This window comes from Tindallia californiensis (assembly GCF_900107405.1).
Classification (GTDB): Bacteria; Bacillota; Clostridia; order Peptostreptococcales; family Tindalliaceae; genus Tindallia; species Tindallia californiensis.
Map to the genome: position 1 here is coordinate 83,812 of NZ_FNPV01000002.1, position 22,260 is coordinate 106,071.

The 22,260-nt window shown below is 39.0% G+C and carries 17 protein-coding genes, 1 other RNA gene and 2 other annotated features; of the genes, 2 read left to right on the forward strand and 16 right to left on the reverse strand.

Going from position 1 to position 22,260, the window contains the following annotated elements:
* Positions 1 to 26 precede the first annotated feature (26 nt).
* From BLV55_RS02560 to BLV55_RS02630, 15 genes are all read right to left on the reverse strand, one after another.
* Entirely contained in the window at positions 27 to 905 is an 879-nt protein-coding gene (locus tag BLV55_RS02560) for a dihydrodipicolinate synthase family protein (protein ID WP_093310767.1), read from the reverse strand.
* A gap of 156 nt (positions 906 to 1,061) precedes the next feature.
* Positions 1,062 to 1,583, reverse strand: a complete 522-nt coding sequence (ilvN, locus tag BLV55_RS02565; protein WP_093310770.1) for an acetolactate synthase small subunit — start codon at positions 1,581 to 1,583, stop codon at positions 1,062 to 1,064.
* The gene (ilvB, locus tag BLV55_RS02570; protein WP_093310772.1) at positions 1,580 to 3,226 is read right to left on the reverse strand and encodes a biosynthetic-type acetolactate synthase large subunit; all 1,647 of its coding nucleotides are present in this window, start codon (positions 3,224 to 3,226) and stop codon (positions 1,580 to 1,582) included. The genes ilvN and ilvB (BLV55_RS02570) overlap by 4 nt, the downstream gene beginning before the upstream one ends.
* Positions 3,227 to 3,274: 48 nt before the next feature.
* Positions 3,275 to 3,506 (reverse strand) — a binding site (T-box leader).
* A gap of 152 nt (positions 3,507 to 3,658) precedes the next feature.
* Positions 3,659 to 4,033, reverse strand: an RNA gene (rnpB, locus tag BLV55_RS02575) — RNase P RNA component class A.
* Positions 4,034 to 4,103: 70 nt separating this feature from the next.
* The gene (locus BLV55_RS02580; protein WP_093310775.1) at positions 4,104 to 5,222 is read right to left on the reverse strand and encodes a Nif3-like dinuclear metal center hexameric protein; all 1,119 of its coding nucleotides are present in this window, start codon (positions 5,220 to 5,222) and stop codon (positions 4,104 to 4,106) included.
* A complete protein-coding gene (locus tag BLV55_RS02585) occupies positions 5,207 to 5,908 on the reverse strand; it encodes a tRNA (adenine(22)-N(1))-methyltransferase (protein ID WP_242870025.1) in 702 nt (233 codons plus the stop codon). The genes BLV55_RS02580 and BLV55_RS02585 overlap by 16 nt, the downstream gene beginning before the upstream one ends.
* Before the next feature lie 51 nt (positions 5,909 to 5,959).
* A complete protein-coding gene (gene rpoD / locus BLV55_RS02590; RefSeq protein ID WP_093310780.1) occupies positions 5,960 to 7,078 on the reverse strand; it encodes an RNA polymerase sigma factor RpoD in 1,119 nt (372 codons plus the stop codon).
* Complete coding sequence (gene dnaG / locus BLV55_RS02595) at positions 7,068 to 8,924, reverse strand: DNA primase (protein WP_093310783.1); 1,857 nt, start codon at positions 8,922 to 8,924, stop codon at positions 7,068 to 7,070. Before dnaG ends, rpoD begins: the two co-directional genes overlap by 11 nt.
* A gap of 104 nt (positions 8,925 to 9,028) precedes the next feature.
* A complete protein-coding gene (locus BLV55_RS02600; protein WP_093310785.1) occupies positions 9,029 to 10,009 on the reverse strand; it encodes a deoxyguanosinetriphosphate triphosphohydrolase in 981 nt (326 codons plus the stop codon).
* An 84-nt stretch (positions 10,010 to 10,093) separates the two neighbouring features.
* Entirely contained in the window at positions 10,094 to 10,924 is an 831-nt protein-coding gene (locus BLV55_RS02605) for a slipin family protein (RefSeq protein WP_242870007.1), read from the reverse strand.
* On the reverse strand, positions 10,921 to 12,285 hold the full coding sequence (locus BLV55_RS02610; protein ID WP_093310788.1) for an NfeD family protein: 1,365 nt from the start codon (positions 12,283 to 12,285) through the stop codon (positions 10,921 to 10,923). The genes BLV55_RS02605 and BLV55_RS02610 overlap by 4 nt, the downstream gene beginning before the upstream one ends.
* A gap of 142 nt (positions 12,286 to 12,427) precedes the next feature.
* On the reverse strand, positions 12,428 to 15,049 hold the full coding sequence (gene ppdK, locus BLV55_RS02615; RefSeq protein ID WP_242870008.1) for a pyruvate, phosphate dikinase: 2,622 nt from the start codon (positions 15,047 to 15,049) through the stop codon (positions 12,428 to 12,430).
* A 19-nt stretch (positions 15,050 to 15,068) separates the two neighbouring features.
* Positions 15,069 to 15,911, reverse strand: coding sequence for a pyruvate, water dikinase regulatory protein (locus BLV55_RS02620; protein WP_093310793.1), 843 nt, complete (start codon positions 15,909 to 15,911; stop codon positions 15,069 to 15,071).
* Positions 15,912 to 15,937: 26 nt separating this feature from the next.
* Entirely contained in the window at positions 15,938 to 17,326 is a 1,389-nt protein-coding gene (locus BLV55_RS02625; protein ID WP_093310796.1) for a glycine--tRNA ligase, read from the reverse strand.
* A gap of 52 nt (positions 17,327 to 17,378) precedes the next feature.
* Positions 17,379 to 17,555, reverse strand: a binding site (T-box leader).
* Positions 17,556 to 17,638: 83 nt separating this feature from the next.
* Positions 17,639 to 18,637, reverse strand: coding sequence for a zinc-dependent alcohol dehydrogenase family protein (locus BLV55_RS02630; protein WP_093310799.1), 999 nt, complete (start codon positions 18,635 to 18,637; stop codon positions 17,639 to 17,641).
* Between the two features lie 197 nt (positions 18,638 to 18,834).
* Between BLV55_RS02630 and BLV55_RS02635 the strand changes: the two genes are divergently transcribed.
* Together BLV55_RS02635 and BLV55_RS02640 are read left to right on the forward strand one after the other, a co-directional pair.
* Positions 18,835 to 20,157 (forward strand): DUF1576 domain-containing protein, encoded by a 1,323-nt coding sequence (locus BLV55_RS02635; protein WP_242870009.1) that lies wholly within the window; start codon positions 18,835 to 18,837, stop codon positions 20,155 to 20,157.
* On the forward strand, positions 20,154 to 20,492 hold the full coding sequence (locus BLV55_RS02640; protein WP_093310800.1) for a hypothetical protein: 339 nt from the start codon (positions 20,154 to 20,156) through the stop codon (positions 20,490 to 20,492). Before BLV55_RS02635 ends, BLV55_RS02640 begins: the two co-directional genes overlap by 4 nt.
* A gap of 74 nt (positions 20,493 to 20,566) precedes the next feature.
* Here BLV55_RS02640 and ilvB (BLV55_RS02645) read toward each other — a convergent pair whose 3' ends face one another.
* The gene (gene ilvB / locus BLV55_RS02645; RefSeq protein WP_093310803.1) at positions 20,567 to 22,252 is read right to left on the reverse strand and encodes a biosynthetic-type acetolactate synthase large subunit; all 1,686 of its coding nucleotides are present in this window, start codon (positions 22,250 to 22,252) and stop codon (positions 20,567 to 20,569) included.
* Between the last annotated feature and the right edge of the window lie 8 nt (positions 22,253 to 22,260).

Sequence of the window (22,260 nt, forward strand, 5' to 3'; positions counted from 1 at the left end):
TCACCTTTTTATTGCCTATGTTACCATTATACTTCCGCTTCCGCTAAAGCTTTTCTAACCCTAGTTTTTTCATCTTCAGTCAAGAGTTGCATTGGCTTTCTTGGCATTCCCCCTTGATATCCTTTCAAGTCCATTGCATATTTCAGAGCCGGAACACCGATGCCTGCTGTCACAAGCGTATTAATTCGAATTATCTTTTGTTGCTGCTCCAGAGCTTTAACCATTTCACCTTCATTAAATAATTGATAAATTTCACAACACTTTTCCGCTAAAACATTCGACAAAGCCAAGGTCGCCCCTTTCGCCCCTATTGCAAGGGCAGGCAACAGATAACTGGCACTTCCAGCAAATACAGAAAAATCTTTTTCTGTCTCCCCAACGATTTGAGATAACTGGACAATGTTTCCGGCTGTATCTTTAATCCCCAGAATATTGGGGTGACAAGAAAGTTTGACAACCAGCGATGCCGGCATATTAATCCCTGTGTTACCCGGCATATTATATAACATAATCGGCATTGGTGAGTAGTCAGCAATATCAACAAAGAATTGATATAGTGCCTCCTCTTTCATGCTGCTTTTATAGTAATGTGGCGGCAATACTAACAAAGCAGATGGTTCAAAGGGTTGAATCTTATCAATAAATCGTTTCATTTGAAAAACAGACTCATGACTCGCACCAACAATCACCTTTTGCTTTTCCGCTTTTTCTTTGAGAACAAAGGTAGATATATCCAGTTTTTCTCTTTCTGTAAGATAGGGAAACTCACCGTTCGACCCTAACACCACCAATCCTTCTAAAGGCGTATCCGCTAATTTGCTTAGATTAACCAATAATTTCTGATAATCAATCTCTTCCTTTTCATCAAAGGGTGTTACAATGGGAGTGTAAATACCCCTGAACATACACGTAAGCCTCCTATCATTTGCTATTTATATTCAGATTCACCAACGGTACACCATCATCATACCACCTTTTCTTTTGTTAATGAACTCTTTATCCAAAAATATTTTTTATTCGCAATTGCTCTTCAAATTCACAATGATGATATAAACAATCCTTTATTCATAGTGATTTACCTTTTTCTCCACCTGCTTTATATCTATCGCTTTTGCACCGCGATCAATGGCAATCATTCCAGTTTTAACAACTTCTTTCACTCCAAAGTCACGTAGCATTTCTATTAGTGCTTCTACTTTTTTTATGTCCCCTGTTGCCTCAACAGTGACAGAAGTTTTGGTAATATCAACAATTTTTTGACGAAAAATATTTACTATTTCTACTATTTCGTTCCGAGTTGCTGGTGATGCATGTACCTTTATAAGGATTAGCTCTCTGGCAACACAATCATCCCCAATGTTCGATACTTTAATAACATCAATTAATTTGTTCAATTGTTTTGATAATTGTTCAACTAGATATTCGTCGCCAGTTACTGCAATAGTGATACGCGAAATATCCGGATGATCTGTTGTGCCAACAGCTAAGCTATCAATATTAAATCCTCGCCGCCCAAACAATCCAGCAACTTTAGACAAAACACCCGGTCTGTTTTCCACAAGGATCGCTAGTACATGTTTCATCTTAAACAACCTCCTTCCTTCGGAATTACATTTGCTGAATCACAAATTTGAAATTCCATTACGAATGATCCTTCTTCCGATAACAACTCTTTAATGCTTTCTTCTATTTCATCCGGTTTATTTACTCTTTTTGCCTTAAATCCATAGGCTTTCGCCAGTTGACAAAAGTCCGGATTTCCTTTCATCGCTACTTGATTATATCTTTCCTCGCAGTAATGCTGTTGAAGCTCACGAACCATGCCTAAACAACTATTATTTAAGATAATAATTTTTATCGTCAATCCCTCCTGCACTGCCGTCGCCATTTCCGTTAAGTTCATTTGAAAACTTCCGTCACCTGTTACCAGCACCACTTCTTGATCTTGTTTTCCTAGCTTCGCACCTATCGCCGCCGGTAGTCCGTAACCCATGGTACCAAGGCCACCTGATGTTAGAAAAGTTCGAGGTTTTTCAAAGGCGTAATATCTCCCAACCCATAACTGGTGTTGTCCAACATCAGTTGCAATGATAGTGTTTTTATTCGCCTGATCCGAAAGACTTTTAATAATAACCATGGGGTTTAAACCCTCTACTTTTTCTCCTACACCATTGATCACCTGTTTCCATTCTTCACTCTGCTGACACCACGTTGGATTGTTTTTACTGAAATCTTTTTTCAGCATATCTTTAAGTACCTGCTTTAACTCTCCTACAATCGGGATATCTATTAAGATATTTTTACCAATTTCAGCCGGATCCACATCAATGTGTATTACTTGAGCACGTTTCGCAAATTCTTCTGTTTTTCCAGTAGAACGATCAGCCATTCTTGCCCCCATAACAATCAGAAGATCTGCTTCCTCAATCGCTTTTTTAGCCGCAAACACACCATGATCACCACCCAACATCCCTAAGTATAACCGATGACTGGCAGGAAACGCACTAATGCCCATCATGGTTGTCGCTACTGGTGCATCAATTCTTTCAGCCAGTTCTATTATTTCCTCCTTAACATCACTCATAACACCACCGCCACCAACAATAATCATTGGTTTATCACTACTCATGATCGCTTCTACCGCTTTTTTTATTTGCCGAGGATGTCCTTTATAAGTTGGTTTATATCCTAACAGATTTGCTTTTTCTGGATACAGAAAATCTAACTCTGCCATTTGGATGTCTTTTGGAATATCAATTAATACAGGGCCCGGCCTTCCTGTAGTCGCAATATGAAAAGCTTCTTTCAGTATTCTTGGTAAGTCTTCTACTTTTTTTACTAAATAATTATTTTTGGTAAACGGGTCTGTTGCTCCTGTAATATCCACCTCTTGAAACACATCATGGCCAATAACATTCGTTGAAACCTGACCTGTTATAGCAACCATAGGAATGGAATCCATATATGCCGTAGCAATCCCCGTAATTAAATTAGTAGCTCCTGGCCCTGATGTCGAAAGACATACCCCTACCTTTCCTGTAACGCGACTATAACCGCTGGCCGCATGCGCAGCTCCTTGTTCATGTCGAACTAAGACATGTTTTAATGTTGATGTATTCAACTCATCATAAACCGGCAAAATTGCTCCTCCCGGATATCCAAATATATATTCCACACCTTCTTTTTCAAGTGCTTTTATCACAGCCTTAGCACCAGTTATCTTCATTTTTAACCCTCCTCATATTAATAAAAATAAAAAACCTCCTCATCCATATCTCAGGACGAAAAGGCTTTTTCGCGGTACCACCTGTATTCATTTGCGCTTTACAGCGCAAATCTCAACGAGTATTAACTCTAGCTTTTTATCGGAAGCAACCGGCAGCCCTACTATTTTTTCAGGTCTGCGCCTCCGGAGTGAGCGTATTATTAACCAGTTTATCGGTTCGCAGCACCCACCGACTCTCTGAAAAAACATAGTTAACGTTTATCTCCATCATTGGCTAATATTATATTTTATAAGATTCAGAAATTTATTAAAATATACAATAACAGGTTTTCCCAAGGATGTCAATAGATAAGAGCAAATAAATCAGAATATTCTCTCCTTCAAAAAGAAAAACCCCGAAACAATTAAGTTTCAAGGGGTTCAGAACCTACAGGAGCGAGTTAAATCTATAAGCCGAGTTCTGTATTCGATAGTCATCTATCTAGACCTATTGTTACCAATAGGCTCAAGCAACCTACCACGGGACACGACGGGCAATCGCTACCTTATCCCTACTTGGTCTTGCTCCGGATGGGGTTTACATAGCCAGCCAGTCACCTGACCGCTGGTGAGCTCTTACCTCACCTTTCCACCCTTACTCAACATCAAAGCAATCTCTAAAAGACAGCCTTTAGTTATTGAGCGGTATATCTCTGTTGCACTTTCCTTAGAGTCACCTCTACTGGGAGCTACCCAGCACCCTGCCCTGCGGAGCTCGGACTTTCCTCGTCATCTTATAAAAGATGCCGCGACTATCTGACTTACTCGCTCATTACTAGTTTCCTTAACTACATTTTATCATTCTTCTATTTTTCTGTCAAAAGTGGTTGGCTAAGACTTATTTAGTTATTAGCAGCTTTTTTTGTGTTGTCGCTCCTAGTACCTCTATGTCTAAACCGCATATTTCCGCTTGATTTTGAAGGATTTTTTTCATTAATGGCACAAAAGTGATTTCTGATTCAAAATGACCAATATCAAAAAGATGAATCCCTTGTTCATGAGCATACTGTGCATCATGATATTTAATATCACCTGTTACCAAACAATCACAACCTTTAGCTATCGCCGATCCAATAGCACTTGCTCCACTCCCTGTCAGTATGCCAACACGACTAATAGATTCCGACAAACCTGGCGTCCATCGAAGAAAAGGTATTTGGAATGCTTGTTTAAGTTTTTCGATAAACATCTCCGGAGACATCGCTGACGATAGGTCTCCCACTCTACCAATGCCGTTTTTTTCTCCTTGATTATTGAGTGGATAAAGATCATAAGCAACTTCTTCATAAGGGTGGGCTTCCGTCATTTTTTGTATAATTTGAGTCCTGATAGAAACAGGAAGAATCGTTTCCAGTCTTACTTCTTCTACATTTTCTATTTTGTTCGTCCTTCCTATGAAAGGATTAGTCCCTTCCAAAGGCATAAAAGTTCCAGTACCCTCTAGGTAGTAGCCACAATGGCTATACTCTCCAATATGTCCGGCGCCCGCATTCATAATTGCATCCGAGACTTGCTGAACATGCTCCGAAGGAATAAAAACTACCAGCTTTTCTAATAATTCAGTGTCTGTTTCTTCCAATATTTTTACATTTTGAAGTTCTAACAAATCCGATGCCCAGTCATTCAGTCCGTCTTTCGCAATGTCCATATTCGTATGAGCAGCGTAAACATTAATATCGTGTTTTATGATCCGTGCGATCATATCACCCTTCACTTCGTCTGTTCTGATGGCCTTGAGCGGATCAAAGATAAAGGGATGGTGCGTAATAATCAATTGAGCTTTCTGACGGATTGCCTCATCTAGCGTCTCAGAAGTTATGTCCAGTGTGGTAAGCGTTTTTTCCACCCTGCTATCCATTGATCCAATTTGCAAGCCAACTTTGTCCCATTTCATAGCTAACTTAGCAGAAACTTTACCTTCCAACGCATCAATAACTTCCCTCACTGTTGTAGCCATTTTACCACCTCTTTCAACTCATTAATGATTTCTTGGCATTTTTGAATGTGCATTTTATCTGGATTCGCACTCTTTGATAGTCCAGCTTGCTTCTTTTGATACCTTTGAAGTTGTTCCTTCACAAATTCCGTCATCAATTCTGGAGAGTTATCTTTCCAATAAAGGCCTATGAGGGATTCTAAAGGACTAATGGTAACGGGTTTTAACTCTTGATAAGTCACTTTAAGAATATGGTAAAAATGATTTTTTTCTTTTACCATTTGATCCGAAAGTATCTGGTATCCATTCATTAACAGAAATCTCCTAACTTCTGGTACCGCCTGCATAGGTTGCAAAATCAAGTATTCGGCTTTTTTCGCAACAGAGGACGCCGATTGAAGCAATGAGTTAATCAATATTCCACCCATCCCAGCAATGACAATAACTGGCGCTTCTGTCGGAGCTAACACAAGAAGTCCATCTCCTAGCCTAAAATCTATACGCTCTGTAAATCCATAGTTTTCAGCTGTTTTTTTCGCTTTATCCAAAGGGTCTTGATTAACATCCGAAAGGATTGCTCGCGAAACAATCCCTCGCTGTAACAAATACACCGGTAATAATCCATGATCCGTTCCAATATCCGCAACAACAGATACTGGTTCAATACTATTTGCAATGGCTTTTAACCTATCAGGAAGGTTGATCATCACTTCTGCACGTCCTTTTTATTGAAAGAAAACCGCCAAGGGCGGTCTTCTTTATTCTAGATAATCTTTAAGTTTTTTACTTCTGCTTGGATGTCTTAACTTCCTTAAGGCTTTCGCTTCAATTTGGCGGATACGCTCTCTGGTTACTTGGAATTTCTTTCCCACTTCTTCCAAGGTTCTGGCTCTACCATCATCCAAACCAAAACGCAGACGTAAAACTTTTTGTTCTCTCACTGTTAAGGTGTGAAGAACCTCCACCAACTGCTCCTTCAGTAAAGAAAACGCAGCTGAATCAGCAGGCGCTAACACATCTTCATCAGGAATGAAATCGCCTAAATGACTATCTTCCTCTTCTCCTATGGGAGTTTCTAGGGAAACTGGTTCTTGAGCAATCTTTAGTATTTCTCTTACTTTTTCTACCGGTATATCCATTTCCGCTGCAATTTCTTCTGGTTTTGGCTCTCTCCCCAAGTCTTGTAACAACTGACGCGAGACTCTAATTAACTTATTGATGGTTTCCACCATATGCACTGGTATCCGAATGGTTCTGGCCTGATCAGCAATGGCTCTTGTGATGGCCTGACGAATCCACCAAGTTGCATAAGTACTGAACTTATAACCTTTTCGATAATCGAATTTTTCTACTGCTTTTATCAAGCCTAAATTTCCTTCTTGGATAAGATCCAAGAACAACATGCCTCTCCCAACATATCTTTTCGCAATACTCACTACCAGTCTTAGGTTTGCTTCTACCAGTTGCTTTTTGGCATACTCATCGCCAGCTTCCATCGCTTTCGCCAGCCTTATTTCTTCATCGCTGGTCAACAATGGTACTTTTCCAATTTCCTTCAAGTACATTCTTACCGGATCATCAATGTTAACACCTTTCAAGAAAGATAAATCTTCCTGTATCGGTTCATCCACTTTAAGATCCGGATCTATATCAGCTTCTATAGGATCATCTATTTCAATTTCATCTTTGTCGCTGATAACATCAATCCCCAAAGTCCCAAACTGTTCATACAATTCGTCAATTTGATCTTTATCCAATTCAAATTTTTCAAGCGTATCCATTATTTCACTATAAGATAAAGAGCCTTCTTTTTGCCCTTTTTCCAATAGTTTTTTTAGAGCTTCTTTGGTCAGATCTATTACGTTGTTATTTCCCATGGTCACCGCCTCCTTTCTGCAAAGATATTTTTTGCAGTTCTATGTTGATTCTTCGCACTTCCACACCTATTTTCAACATTTCATCTTCCTTTTCATCTGTTTCAATATCCTCTTGAGTTTCAATTTCTTTTTGTTTTTCCATCCAAAACTTCAACTCTTCGGTTAATTGTTTTTTCTTGTAACTGATACGAAAATGTTTAATGATTCGCTCCTTCGATAATTCTCCAATTTCCGTTTGTAATACTTTCTGGAAATCTTTCTCAAATCCTTCAAAAAAACGCACATCTTCAGGAGAACTTTTTAATAAATCTTGTTGCTCAATCATTATTTTAAATAACATTTTATGAGACTCATCAAAAAAATAAGCTTCATCAATTTGATTTTCGATGTTATCTAAAGCTTCCATATTCCTTATCATCCATTTCAACAATTGCCTTTCAGCATGTAAATAACTTGATTCATCTTTTATTGGTTGCATTGAATTAATTGATCTTGTCTGGCCATTCTTCTGATTCCATTTATCATCTCGTTTCTGTTTTCCCAATCTAAACCCAGAACTCTTAACTTCTGATAAAAGTGCTGTTTTAGAAATACCCATTTCTTCTGCCAACCGTGCTGCATAAGCTTCTCTTTCAACAGCACTTTTCAATTTTGATAATATCTGTGTTACTTCGCGAGCAAAATGAATTTTTCCTTCAACAGTAGCCAATGAATGTTTTTTTCTTATTAGATTAATTTGATATTCCACAGAAGTTGGTGCTTCTGTTATAAGGCTTTCAAATGCTCTTTGTCCTTTTCGTCTAATATATTGATCAGGGTCTGTTCCTTCAGGTAAGGTTAATATCTTTATTTTCAAGTCGGTTTTCGCAAATAAGTCAATACTTCTTAACACAGCCGAACTGCCAGCCGAGTCTGAATCAAAACACAAAATTGCTAACTTGGTATACCTGGATAATAGGTGAACATGGTCTGCTGTTAAGGATGTCCCAAGGGTTGCTACAGCGTTTCCATAGCCTTTCTCATGTAAGGAGATGACATCCGTATACCCTTCCGTCACCAGAATACTTCCACTTTCCCGAACATGAACCCTTGCTAAGTTCAGCCCGTATAGTAATTTTCTTTTATTAAAAAGGGATGTTTCTGGAGAATTCAAATATTTTGGCTGATCCTCTGTATCAATCACCCGACCTCCAAAACCAACGATCTCTCCACGACTGTTAAAAATAGGAAACATCAATCGTTTTCGAAATCGATCATAGTAGGTATCTTTTGTTTTTCCTTTCGTAATAAGTCCTGCTTGATGAGCCAGTTGGGTTTCATAACCTTTAGACGTTAAGTGCTTTAATAGTGCATCCCATTGATCTGGTGCAAATCCTATTCCAAACTGTTGAATGGTTTTCTTTTTCCAACCACGACTCTTAAGGTATTCAAATCCTTTGTTTGAACGAGATGTTAGGCAACGATAAAAAAAATTAGCTGCTTCTCGATTTATCTCGGTCATCTTGCGATTGTTTTCGAGCCTTTGTTTTTCTTCTTGCGTTATATTTTTCTCCGGTATATGAATACCAACACGCCTTGCAAGATGATGAACAGCCTCAACGAAGTCTAAATTTTCTTTTTCCATAATAAATTGAACTACGCCTCCACCCTGTCCGCATCCAAAGCACTTATAAAGTTGCTTTTCACGACTAACCATAAATGAGGGTGTCTTTTCATTATGAAAAGGACATAACGCCCTATAATTTGAACCTGCTGGTTTTAGAGGTACATATTCATTAACCACATCAATAATATCATTATGCTGAATAATGTCATCTACTAATTCTTCAGGTATTCGACCTTTCATAATCCACCAACGTTCTTCATCATAAACAAGATTTTAGGCTTTTAAAAATCTTTGATATATTAATTCGACACATTTTAACCAATTCCTTCTTTTGTGAAGAAAGTTTATTTTAATCCTGGCTGTGGGATAACCAGCTCTTTGTATAAATTTATCGCAAACTGATCTGTGCATCCTGCAATTCGATCAGCTGATTCTGCTGCTGAATAGGTTTGTCGGTAATAATGATATAGATGTTCAACAATCAATGTCGCTTTTTCTTTTTCTTTCATACAGACATCACCATTATAGACCTTTTGAAACATAAAGGATCTCAGATCCATCATCATTGTTTTCATTTTGTCGCTTTGATATACCTGAGCTTCATCACCCATCTTCAATCTTCGAGCCGTCTCTGTAATCATATCTTGAACAAAGGCATTCACTCGCTTACTGTGACTAGTACCCAGAATTTGATTAAACCGTTCAGGAATATCTCCTTCCGATAGTATTCCTACCACAAGACTATCTTGAATGTCATGACAAAGATAGGTAATGCGATCTGTAATTTTCACTAACTTCCCTTCCATTGTCACCGGTATTCCATCGCCTGTATGATTTAATATGCCATCCCGTACTTCAAAAGTAAGGTTTAATCCTTTTTTTCCGTTTTCCAGTTGATCGACCACTCTGAGACTTTGCTCATTGTGTGCAAAATGTCCTGTTAAGCGGTCCAAAACTTCTTCACCACTATGCCCAAAACACGTGTGACCTAAATCATGACCAAGAGCGATCGCCTCTATTAAATCCTCATTTAGTCTAAGGGCCCTTGCAATGGTTCTAGCAATTTGACTTAGTTCTAACGTATGGGTTAATCTGGTACGAAAGTTTTCGTCATGACTAATAAATACTTGTGTTTTTCCTTTTAACTTTCGGAAAGATTCGCAATGGATAATACGGTCTCTGTCACGCTGATAAGCTGTTCGAATATCACACTCATCTTCTTCTCGTTTTCTGCCTTTTGTATCCATGCTTACCTGAGCATGCTGGCATAAACTGATTTTCTCATATTCTTCTGATATTTTTCTTATTTCAAGATCGTTTTTCAAGGATTTTCATTCCTCCTATCAGCGTCAGAAAATCTTTCCTGACAAATACGTAATTATATCAAATTACCTTCTGAATAACAATAGCTATTCATGATTCTTTCTTTCGCTTTGATTTTGCTTATGCTCTTTCGCAGTCGCCATCACTTTCTCTAAATCTGGTAATAACCTTCTCATCTCCATTGGTACAGGGAATAACACTGTTGTGTTTTCTGAGTTGGACATATCCGAAATGGTTCTCAGCGTTCTCAAGGTCAGTGCACCTTCTTTTTCTCCTAAAATTTCAGCCGCTTCGCTAATTTTCACAGCCGCTTGCTTCTCTCCTTCCGCTTGTATGACAACAGCTCTTCTATTTCTTTCTGCTTCCGCTTGACGAGCTATTGCTCTTTGCATGGTTTCTGGAATGATGACATCTCGAAGTTCCACCGCTGTTACTTTTATACCCCAGGGGTCTGTCGCCTGATCCACAACGGCCTGTATTTGTTTGTTTAGCTTTTCTCGCTGAGAAAGCAATTCATCTAAATCCGCTTGCCCCACTACGCTCCTCATGGTAGTTTGTGAAAACTGACTTGTCGCTTCATGAAATTTTTCGACATTGACAACCGCTTTATCCGGAGCTGTTACACGGTAATATAGGACGGCATTTACTTTACAGGTTACATTATCTCTGGTGATTACTTCCTGTGGAGGTACATTGTCCACAATAATTCTTAATGAAACTTTTTCAATCCGATCAATGATAGGAATGATTAGAATAAGCCCTGGACCTTTGACACCCACTAATCTTCCTAATCGAAAAAGCACTCCTCTTTCATACTCGGGTATGATTTTAATCGCCATTTTGAGTAAGAATAAGATCAGCACTATTAAACCAGCGAAAGGCACCATATTTTCTATAAGCATGAGTATTTCTGTCATATCTTTTCATCCTCCTTATGCAACGTCCTTGTTTTATCTATTCTAACGACACAAACCATATTGTTCCTATCAACAATCTGAACAATGGAACCTTGTTCTATACTCTCCTCGTTTTCCGACTTTGCTTTCCATAATTCACCACGAACCATAATAAATCCTTCTGGATCGATAGTTTCTACCACCGTGCCTTGTTCGGCGGTAAATTCATTCCTTCCATGAACCACAGGAGCTTTTTTCAAGCGATATATCCCTGCTAACATAATCACAAGAAGCGTAGAAGCAATGACCCCTATCCCGAAAGCCATAAAACGAAACTGGGATAGCCATCGCTCCGATACGAGTGGTTCTACAGGAAGATAAAGTATCCCAAAAACAATACTAACCACCCCTCCAATGCCTAACACTCCAAGCGTAGGTGTTAAGGCTTCTGCGATTAATAGGCCAACTCCCAGAAGCATTAGTAGTAACGCCAGTATATTGATTTCAAAAAGACCTAAGCCATAAAGCGCCAATATTAGCGATATGACTCCGACAACTTCCGGTACAAAGGTCCCCGGTGAGCTAAATCCAATAATCAGACCATAAACTCCCACTAACAGGAGAATAAATGTTATTTGCGGGTTACTAATAAGATGTGTCATCTTTTCCTGAGTCGTTTTATCCAATTCATAAATAACGGCATTTTGGGTGTTCAGGGTAACGATCCCTGATTCCAAATCGATTTTTTCTTGATGAAGGCTATCCAAAAGATTCGCAAGATTACTCTCTATTTTATCGATCACTCCCTTTTCTAATGCATCCTGCCCACTCAAGGTCAAATTCTCTGTCACAAATTTTTCCGCAATGTCACCAGGTCGACCTCTGGCTTCTGCGATGCTTTTCATATGTCCTGCCAAAAATAAAACTGTTTTATCATCAGCTGCTGTACTACCCTCTTCATCAGGTCTTATCATCACTGGCATCGCAGCACCAATAGTAGTTCCGGGCGCCATTGCCGCTTTATGTCCGCCAAGCATAATAAAAGTGCCTGCTGATGCCGCAATTCCACCCTGCGGGTATACATAGGTGACAACTGGAACATCGGCGCTTATCATATCTCCGATGATATCTAGGGTTGCATTCACTAACCCTCCGGGTGTATTAAGAAGAATCACCAGCGCCTCAGCTCCGTCATTTTCGGCCATATCGATAGCTCTTTTTATATGATTAGTCGTTCCGGCCGTAACCATCCCTTCCACCTTTACGGTGTATACAACTGGATCTGACTCAAAATCTTTTGCTAACACGATGAGGGAAGAAAAGATGGTGATTACTACGATCCATATAATCAATGTCTTTTTCTTTTGACAAGATTCTATCAATTTTATCCCTTCTCTCTTAAGGCTTTTTCTATCTATGTATTAAATACCCAAAAAATCCATTCCCAAAGGTAATCTTCATAAAAAGAGAACACCTGTTGGGCGTTCTCTTTTAGAAAAGCTAATGTTTATTGTGGTTGTTTTATCAAGAATACCTCAGTGCTGCCTGAGCGGCTGCCAGTCTGGCAATCGGAACTCGAAACGGAGAGCAAGATACATAATCCAAGCCTATGATATGGCAGAATTCCACAGAGTTTGGCTCGCCACCATGTTCTCCACATATTCCAAGTTTAATATCCTTACGTGTTTGCTGACCTCTTTCAATGGCCATTTTCATTAATTCGCCAACCCCTTTTCGATCAATCTGCTGGAAGGGGTCTTTTTCCAGAATTCCTTTTTCTCTATACTCTTTAATAAAGCGACCAGCATCGTCTCTTGAGAATCCATAAGTCATCTGTGTTAAATCATTGGTACCAAAAGAGAAAAACTCAGCACCTTTGGCAATTTCATCTGCTATAATAGTAGCCCTTGGAATTTCTATCATCGTTCCAATCAGGTAGGGGACTGTTATGCCATAATCTTCAAATACTTCTTCAATAACATTTTCTGCAAGTTCTTTTACGTAGTCAAACTCTTTAACTTCTCCAACCAGAGGTATCATAATTTCTGGAATTACTTCTTGATTTTCTTTTTGTTTCAACTCCGCCGCTGCCTCCATAATGGCTCTGACCTGCATTTCGTATATTTCTGGATAAGTAACAGCCAGTCGGCATCCACGGTGACCCAGCATTGGGTTTACTTCTTTTAACTCAAACACAGTTTCTTTTAAGCGACTGTATGGAACTTCCATTTCTAAGGCCAATTTTTCTATGTCTGCTTTTTCCGAGGGTAAAAATTCGTGTAATGGAGGATCCAGTAACCTTATGGTCACAGGTCTGGATCCCATTGCCTTAAAAATGCCGATAAAGTCTTCTTTTTGCATCGGCATCAACTTATCAAGGGCTTTTTTTCGATCTTCTATCGAACGAGAAAGGATCATCCGACGCATAACAGAGATGCGATTATCTTCAAAAAACATATGCTCTGTACGACAAAGGCCTATTCCTTCTGCTCCAAATTCCACTGCCTTGGCTGAATCTTTAGGCGTATCCGCATTTGTTCTTACCTTTAGTTTCCTTACACTATCTGCCCATTTCATAAGGGTTAGGAATTCACCCCCTAAGCTGGCGTCTTGGGTTTCAATTTGTCCAGCATACACATGACCGGTATTACCGTCCAAAGAAATAAAGTCCCCTTCTCCAAAGTGCTGATCATCAATGCTCATCACTTTTTCTGATTCATTGATGTTTAATTCACCCGCACCAGAAACACAGCATTTCCCCATACCTCTCGCTACAACAGCTGCATGAGATGTCATTCCGCCTTTAGCTGTCAAGATGCCAACCGAAGCAACCATCCCTTCAATGTCCTCGGGCGAAGTCTCATTTCTAACTAAAATGACAGATTCACCATCAGCTTTAGCCTTAACCGCATCTTCAGGAGAAAAATATATTTTTCCAGAAGCGGCTCCGGAAGATGCCGGCAACCCATTCGTAATGAAAGAAGCGTCATTAAGTGCCTTTTCGTTAAAGGTAGGGTGTAATAGTTGGTCCAGATCATTGGGATTTAAACGAAGAATGGCTTCTTCTTTTGTAATTAATTCCTCTTTCACCATATCCACAACAATTTGAATAGCGGCATTGGCTGTCCGTTTACCTGTTCTTGTCTGTAACATATACAACGTTCCTGAATCTATCGTAAATTCAATATCTTGCATATCACGATAATGAATTTCCAAGGACTTTGCTACTTCGCAAAATTGTTCATAGGCTTCTGGTAAAATTTCTTTCAGTTCTTCAATATCTCTCGGTGTTCTAATACCTGCTACTACATCTTCTCCCTGTGCATTCATTAAAAATTCGCCATATAATTTGTTTTCTCCTGTAGAAGGATTTCTTGTAAAGGCAACACCTGTTCCGGAATCTTCTCCTGTATTTCCGAAAACCATCACTTGAATATTAACCGCCGTACCCATTGTGTGGGATATATCATTCAAGTCCCGATAAACACGAGCACGAGGATTGTTCCAAGATCTAAAAACAGCTTCCACCGCCATCATAAGCTGGTCTTTAGGGTTTTGAGGAAACTCTTTCCCTGTTTCTTTTTTAACCACCTTTTTAAATGCTTCTACCAGCTCTCGCAGGTCTTCTTCTGTAAGGTCCGTATCTGATTTCACTTCTTTTTCTCGCTTTTTTGTTTCTAATAAATTATCAAACTTATATTTAGGAATTTCCAATACCACATCACTAAACATTTGTATCAATCTTCTATAACTATCAAAAACAAAGCGAGGATTCTTTGTTATCTCCGCCATCCCCTTAGCTGTTTCATCGTTTAATCCAAGGTTTAAGATGGTATCCATCATTCCTGGCATCGATACAGCAGCTCCAGATCGTACCGATACAAGAAGTGGGTTTTTGATATCTCCTAAGGTTTTTTCCATCATTTTTTCAAGTTCCAGCTGTTTTTCTTCAATCTGATGACGTAGTTCATCCCAAATGATATTTCCTTTTTCGTAATATTCGATGCAAGCTTCTGTTGTAACTGTATAGCCTCCGGGTACCGGAAGTCCAATTCTAGTCATTTCAGCTAAGTTGGATCCTTTCCCACCTAAGAGTGGTTTCAAATCTGTTGATCCTTCATGAAAAGCGTAAACATACTTTTTCAAGCTACACACCTCCATTTTATTATTTTAGTTTACCTACATTATAACCGATTTCTCTGCAAATCTCTAAAATAATACTGGCACTTTCTTCAACCGCACGTGCCGAAACATCAATAACAGGACAACTCAGTTTACGCATGATTTCATCTGCATACTCTAACTCTTCAATAATTCGTTGTATGCTTGCATAGTTAGCACCATCTTTCAATCCCAATGCTTTTATTCGTTCTTTTCTGATTTCGATTAGTTTGTATGGATCTGTTGTTAATCCAATGATCTTTTGGGAAGAAACTTCATATAGTTCCTTCGGTGGCTTTACTTCTGGTACCAAGGGCACATTGGCTACTTTTATGTTTCGATGAGCTAAATACATGCTCAAGGGCGTTTTAGAAGTTCTGGAAATACCAATAAGAACAATATCTGCCTTTTTCAAACCTCTCGGATCTTTTCCATCATCATACTTTACAGCAAATTCTATTGCTTCGATTTTTCTAAAGTATTCTTCATCTAGCTTTCTAATCATTCCTGCTTCTCCGATTGGTTTTGTTCCAAATCTTTTTTCCAAAACATCCATAATCGAGGACATAAGGTCGATGCTCAAAATATTTCTTTTTTCTGTCTCTGCTACCAAGTATTTTTTAACTTCTTCAATGACAAGCGTAAACATGATAATCGTATCTTTTGCCATCGCTTCTTCTAAAATATCATCTATCTGTCCTATTTCCGACACAAAAGAATGTCTACGAATATCATATTCCTGTAAATTAAACTGGCTTAATGCGGCTTTTGCTACTTGTTCTGCCGTTTCTCCAATAGAGTCAGATATAATGAGTATTTTGGTTTTTTCAGCCGGAATATCCTGCATAGTTTGTTCTCCTCTCTATCCTGTTGTTAAAAATCAAGTTTTTCTGCTAAATATGTTTTTAGTTTATCAATAGATACCCGCTCCTGATCCATTGAATCTCTATGGCGAATCGTAACGGCTTTGTCTTCCAATGTATCGAAATCAACGGTAATACAAAAAGGTGTTCCTATTTCGTCATGGCGTCTATACCGTTTACCGATGCTTCCTGCTTCATCATAATCAATCATATACTCTTTCGATAGCTCACTGAAAAGTTTTTCTGCTTCTTCTGACAATTTTTTTGTCAGTGGCAAGACAGCTGCCTTAAAAGGAGACAAAGCAGGATGTAAACGAAGGACTACCCGGCTATCTTTTTCGCTTATCGCTTCCTCTTCATAGGCATCTACTAAGAAGGCTAAGGCTACACGATCCACGCCTACTGACGGTTCAATACAGTAGGGGATATATTTTTCATTTGTAGCAGGATCAAGATAGTTAAAATCTGTTCCTGAATGGTCACGATGCTGCTTTAGATCAAAATCCGTTCTGTCGGCAATTCCCCAAAGTTCTCCCCATCCAAAAGGAAATCGAAACTCGATGTCTGTCGTTGCATTACTGTAGTGAGATAATTCATCCTGCCCATGTTCTCTCATTCTTATGCTTTCTTCCTTTAATCCAAGGTTCAAAAGCCAGTTTTTGCAGAAATCTGACCAATAGTGAAACCATTCTATATCCGTACCCGGTTTACAGAAAAACTCTAACTCCATTTGTTCAAATTCTCTTGTTCTGAACGTAAAATTTCCTGGTGTGATTTCATTACGAAAAGCTTTACCTACCTGACCGATTCCAAAAGGAATTTTTTTTCTAGATGATCTTTGCACATTTTTAAAGTTCACAAAAATGCCTTGCGCCGTTTCTGGTCGTAAGTAAATTTGTGTACTGCTGTTTTCGGTCACTCCCTGGAAGGTCTTAAACATTAAGTTGAATTCACGAATATCAGTAAAGTTTTTTGCTCCACATTCCGGACAAGATACTTGATTCTCTTCTATAAATGATTTCATTTTTTCTGGTGCCCACCCATCTACAGGTGTTTCGTCGGCTTTTTTTTGTAAAACATCTTCTATTATTTTATCGGCTCTAAACCTACTTTTGCATTCCTTACAGTCCATCAAAGGATCACTAAATCCACCTACATGTCCCGATGCTTCCCATGTTTTCGGATTCATCAATATGGCTGCATCCAACCCTACATTATGTGGGTTTTGCTGAATAAACTTTTTCCACCAGGCTTTTTTTACATTATTTTTAAGCTCTACTCCCAATGGGCCGTAATCCCACGTATTTGCTAATCCTCCATACACCTCCGAACCCGGAAAAACAAACCCTCTATTCTTAGCCATTGCAACAATTTTTTCCATGCTTTTCTCTTGACTCAATTCAATTCCTCCTTAAAATAAATTCAAAAAAAATGCCTTTCATCCCTATCAATCTAGGGACGAAAGACATTTCACTTCCGCGGTTCCACCCTATTTGACACAGAACCTGTGTCCTCTTTTGTCACCAAGACTCCAAAGTGCCTTTCACACCTTTCCAGTATCAGGCTCCCACTATCCCCGACTCGCTTATACTTTCAAGAACGCTACTCTTCTTTTTCATCGTCTTAAAAAATATGTGCTTATACTATAAAGAATGTATCAGATTCTTTACAGCCTGTCAATTCACTAGTTTTCATTTAGTTTTTGCCTTTTTCACTTCAAATCATTCAGCAAAGATATTTTTCCGATATGTTTTCCTTTTTCTAATAGCTGATGTGCTTCTTTTACTTCTGAAAAACCATAAACAGACTGATGAAGCATTGGTTTGACTCTATCTTGTTCAACCAAACCAGCAATTTTTGATAAATTTTCTCCCATTTTTTCCCTTCCTTCATCTGATATCAAGGGCAAAAGCAAGAATACAACATGAAGCGTCAGCCCTTTCCCGTGTAACAACGACAAATCATGGGTAGATCTGGTGTTAGTTGATATGACCGTGCCTTTAGCAGCAGCGGCCTGAAAAGAATGGTCAAGGGTTTCTTTGCCAACCGTATCAAAGACTAGATGAAATCCTTTTCCACCTGTTACTCTTTCAACATAGTCCTTTACCTTTTCTTCTTTATAGTACACTACTTCATCTGCACCTAGCTTTAATGCTATATCCGCTTTATGTTTATCTGATACCGTTGTGGTCACGTGAGCTCCCTGTTTTTTTGCCAGTTGGACAGCTATATGGCCAACACCACCAGCCGCACCGTGTATCAAGATTTTATCCCCTTTTTTTATGTTCCCTCTTTCCATCAAAGCTTCCCACGCCGTCAAAGATACTACAGGAAGCGCGGCGGCTTCTTCCATGGATAAACCCTCCGGTTTTCGAGCCGCCAGTCTTTCATCTATCACCATATATTCTGCAAGCGCACCACCGTGACCTTTGACACCTCCGCCAAGCGCAAAAACCTCGTCACCTTTTTTGAATCGTTTTACATCAGGAGATACTTCTACGATTGTTCCTGCTACATCTCCATGTAAAATAGCCGGAAAATCAGGCGTTAACGCTGGCACCAGTCCACTTCTGATTTTAATATCAATGGGGTTGACACTTGAGGCTTTTACATGAATTTTCACCTGACCTGGTAGTAGGCTTGGTTCTTCCAAAGAATGCTCCTGGAAACAATGCGCACTGCCAAATTCATTAATCACCATTGCTTTCATTTTTTCAACTCCTTTACGTCTTCTTGTTTATTTGTTTTTTATCGCTTATGCTTTACCTGTTACCCAGTTTTTTTCTTCTTTATTGCTTTTTTGTCATGATAAATAGGTTTTTTCTTTAACTTTGTCCAGATAATTGGTATACTATTTAAGAATTAATTCGTTTTTTGTTGACTAAATTTATGCAGGAGGTATCATCCTTGGAAAAATCTGTTGAGCTAAAATCACACGCTAAGTCCAGTGTCTTTGAAAAAGAGCAGGTGTGCGTTGTAGAAACGGAAGAAAAAGTAAAGTATTTTATCATGACTGGCTTTGCTATTATTTTATTGTTATCTTCTTTTCTTTTTAATCACCCTTCTGAAATTGTTCAAGGTTTCCTTGACATCGTCGTATCTCCAAGCATACTTGTATCAGACTACATGGTAATTGGAAATGTCGGTGCTTCTTTCTTTAATGCCGGAATATTAATGTTACTCTCGATTTACCTAGCCTATAAAAATAAGGTCAATATGAATGGTCCTATTATGGCAGCCGCTTTCACAGTTGCAGGTTTTGCACTTTTCGGAAAAAATATTTTCAATATTTGGCCCGTGATTATTGGTGTTTACCTGCGGTCCTTATACGCAAAAGAAAAGTTTAGCAAATTTATTTTACCAGCTTTGTTTGGTACAGCCCTTGGACCTCTTGTCAGTCAGGTTTCTTTTGGATACGATTTAGGCCACATCCCTGCTATTCTGTTGGGATGTGCCATTGGAGTATCGGCGGGTTTTTTACTGCCACCTCTGGCAAATCATTTTATTAAGTTTCATCAAGGGTTTAATCTGTACAACATAGGCTTTACCTGTGGAATTGTTGGTATGCTCTTTATGGCATTTTTTCGTTCCTTTGATCTGGAAAATCCTGCTACTTTAATTGTTGCTGAAGGTTTTAACAAGACCTTCACTATTTACCTAAGTCTCTTTTTTGGAATCATGCTTATTGCCGGATTCTTTTCTAATAACCGTTCTTTTAAGAGATACTCTTGGGTACTGAAGCATTCCGGAAGATTGGTTTCAGACTTTGTATCCTTAAATGGTTTTGGTCTTTCTCTCATCAACATGGCCTTATTAGGGTATCTATCTATGGGCTACGTACTAATCGTAGGCGGTGAACTGAATGGCCCTATTATTGGAGGTATTTTTACCATTGTTGGTTTTGGTGCTTTCGGTAAACACACCAAAAATGTGCTCCCTTTGTTTTTAGGTGTTTACCTCGCATCTCTTTTTCAGATATGGGATGCAAATTCTACAGGCGCTTTGCTTGCCGCTCTTTTCGGAACAACCTTAGCCCCTATTGCCGGTGCTTATGGCTGGTCCTTTGGAATCATCGCCGGTATTGTTCATATGACCATGGTCATGAATGTTGGTTTTTTGCACGGAGGAATGAATCTATACAACAATGGTTTTTCAGGTGGATTTGTTGCAGCTATTTTAACACCTCTTTTCGACTCACTAAATCGTTTTAAAGGAGATGCTGAATCTTGAGAAAAGAACGCATGAAAACAATCAAGGTGATCGATGAATTAATTGCCTATTTTTTTTCGCATCAGATTGATAACTTTTCTGTAGATGTTCACTACGGTCAAAAACAAGTAAAAATTATGCTTCAAGGTACTTGCTTACATCAACCGGATGATTTGGATCAATTGGACGAAGTGCTAAACGCTCCGAGACAGGATGAGTTGGAAGACTATTATTGGTCTTTGTTAGGCGAAAGCAGAAGTTATCAGGAGCTTAATCTTCTTGGATCCTTAGTAGACTGTGCCGACGTTTTATATGAAGATGAAAAGTTATATGTAACCGTTTTTAGAAATAAATAAAAGAACTTACCTCTACCTCTTTATATGAAAAGCCACAGTGTATCAGACTGTGGCTTTTATCATTTTTATTTCATTTATTCCTGAGATTCTTCCATAATTAAATCTTTAATAGCCGCTCCCGGAGGAACCATCGGAAATACTTTATCATCAGGATCAATAGGACAATGTATGACTACGGGAACCGTTTGTGTTAAAGCTTCTTTTAGAATCGGTTCGACATCTTCCACCCTCTCCATTCGATATCCTTTTGCACCGTAAGCTTCCGCTAACTTAATAAAATCGGTACAACGATTCCTATCTGTTTGAGAAAAGCGTTTATCGAAAAACAAGTCCTGCCATTGTCTAACCATTCCCAATACCTGATTATCTAGCACCAGTACAATGACCGGCAAATGATAATGCACCGCCGTGGCTAATTCATTATTGTTCATACAAAAACTACCATCACCAGCAATATTTACTACTATTTTATCAGGGTTTCCTAGTTTTGCACCTAAACTGGCTCCCAGTCCATACCCCATTGTCCCCAAACCACCGGAGGATAAGAAGGTTCTTGGTAAAACATAATCATAATATTGAGCTGACCACATTTGACTTTGACCTACTTCCGTTGTGATAATGGCTTTTCCAGAGGTAAGTTCACTTAACTTTCGAATCACATAATGTGGTTTAATAGCGCCGTTCTGATTTTTTTCCAACGGGTATTGTTCTTTCCATTGGATAATTTGTTCTTTCCATTGGTATCGTTCTTTACTTACCTTTTCCTTCAGTTTTTCATTTAACCTTTTTAGGGATGCTTTGACATCACCAGCCATATGGTAAAAAGTTTGTATGTTTTTATTAATCTCCGCAGGATCAATATCAATATGCACAATGTTTGCTTCCGAAGCAAACAGCTTTATATTGCTGGTTATCCGATCACTAAACCTTGATCCAATAGCAATAAAAAGATCACATTCCGAGGAGGCAAGGTTCGATGTCTTACTTCCATGCATGCCAATCATACCGGTAAATAATTCGTGATTAGTAGGGATTCCTCCCAGCCCCATCAAGGACGAAGCAACAGGTGACTGTATTTTTTCTACCAGCGCAAGGGTTTCTTGTGATGCATCAGATCTAATCACACCCCCGCCAGTGAGTATAAAAGGTTTCTTTGATGCGTTAATGAGTTCAACCACAGCATCTAATGTTTCTTCACAAATGGAGTCTGTATGTTCAAAAGCAGGTTTCATTGTCTCTTTCTTATATTCAGCTAGAGCTACGGTAACATCTTTGGGGATATCAACCAATACGGGTCCAGGCCTGCCTTCTTGAGCAATATAAAAAGCCCTTCGGATGGTTGGTGCCAAATCCTCCACTTTTTTTACAATGAAATTGTGTTTTGTAATAGGCATGGTAATTCCTGTAATATCAACTTCCTGAAAACTATCTTTTCCAAGTAAAGCAACTGGCACATTTCCTGTAATCGCCACCATTGGTACAGAATCCATATAAGCAGTAGCAATTCCAGTTACTAAGTTTGTAGCACCAGGTCCTGATGTTGCAATGCATACGCCAACCTTTCCTGTCGATCGTGCATAGCCATCAGCAGCATGAGAAGCCCCTTGTTCATGTGCCGTTAAAATATGCTTTATCCGATCTTGGTATTCATATATTGCGTCATAAATATTAATGACGGCGCCCCCTGGATAGCCGAATACGGTGTCGACGTTGTGTTCCAGTAAGCATTCCATTAAGATTTGAGATCCATTTAATCGCATTAGGCTGA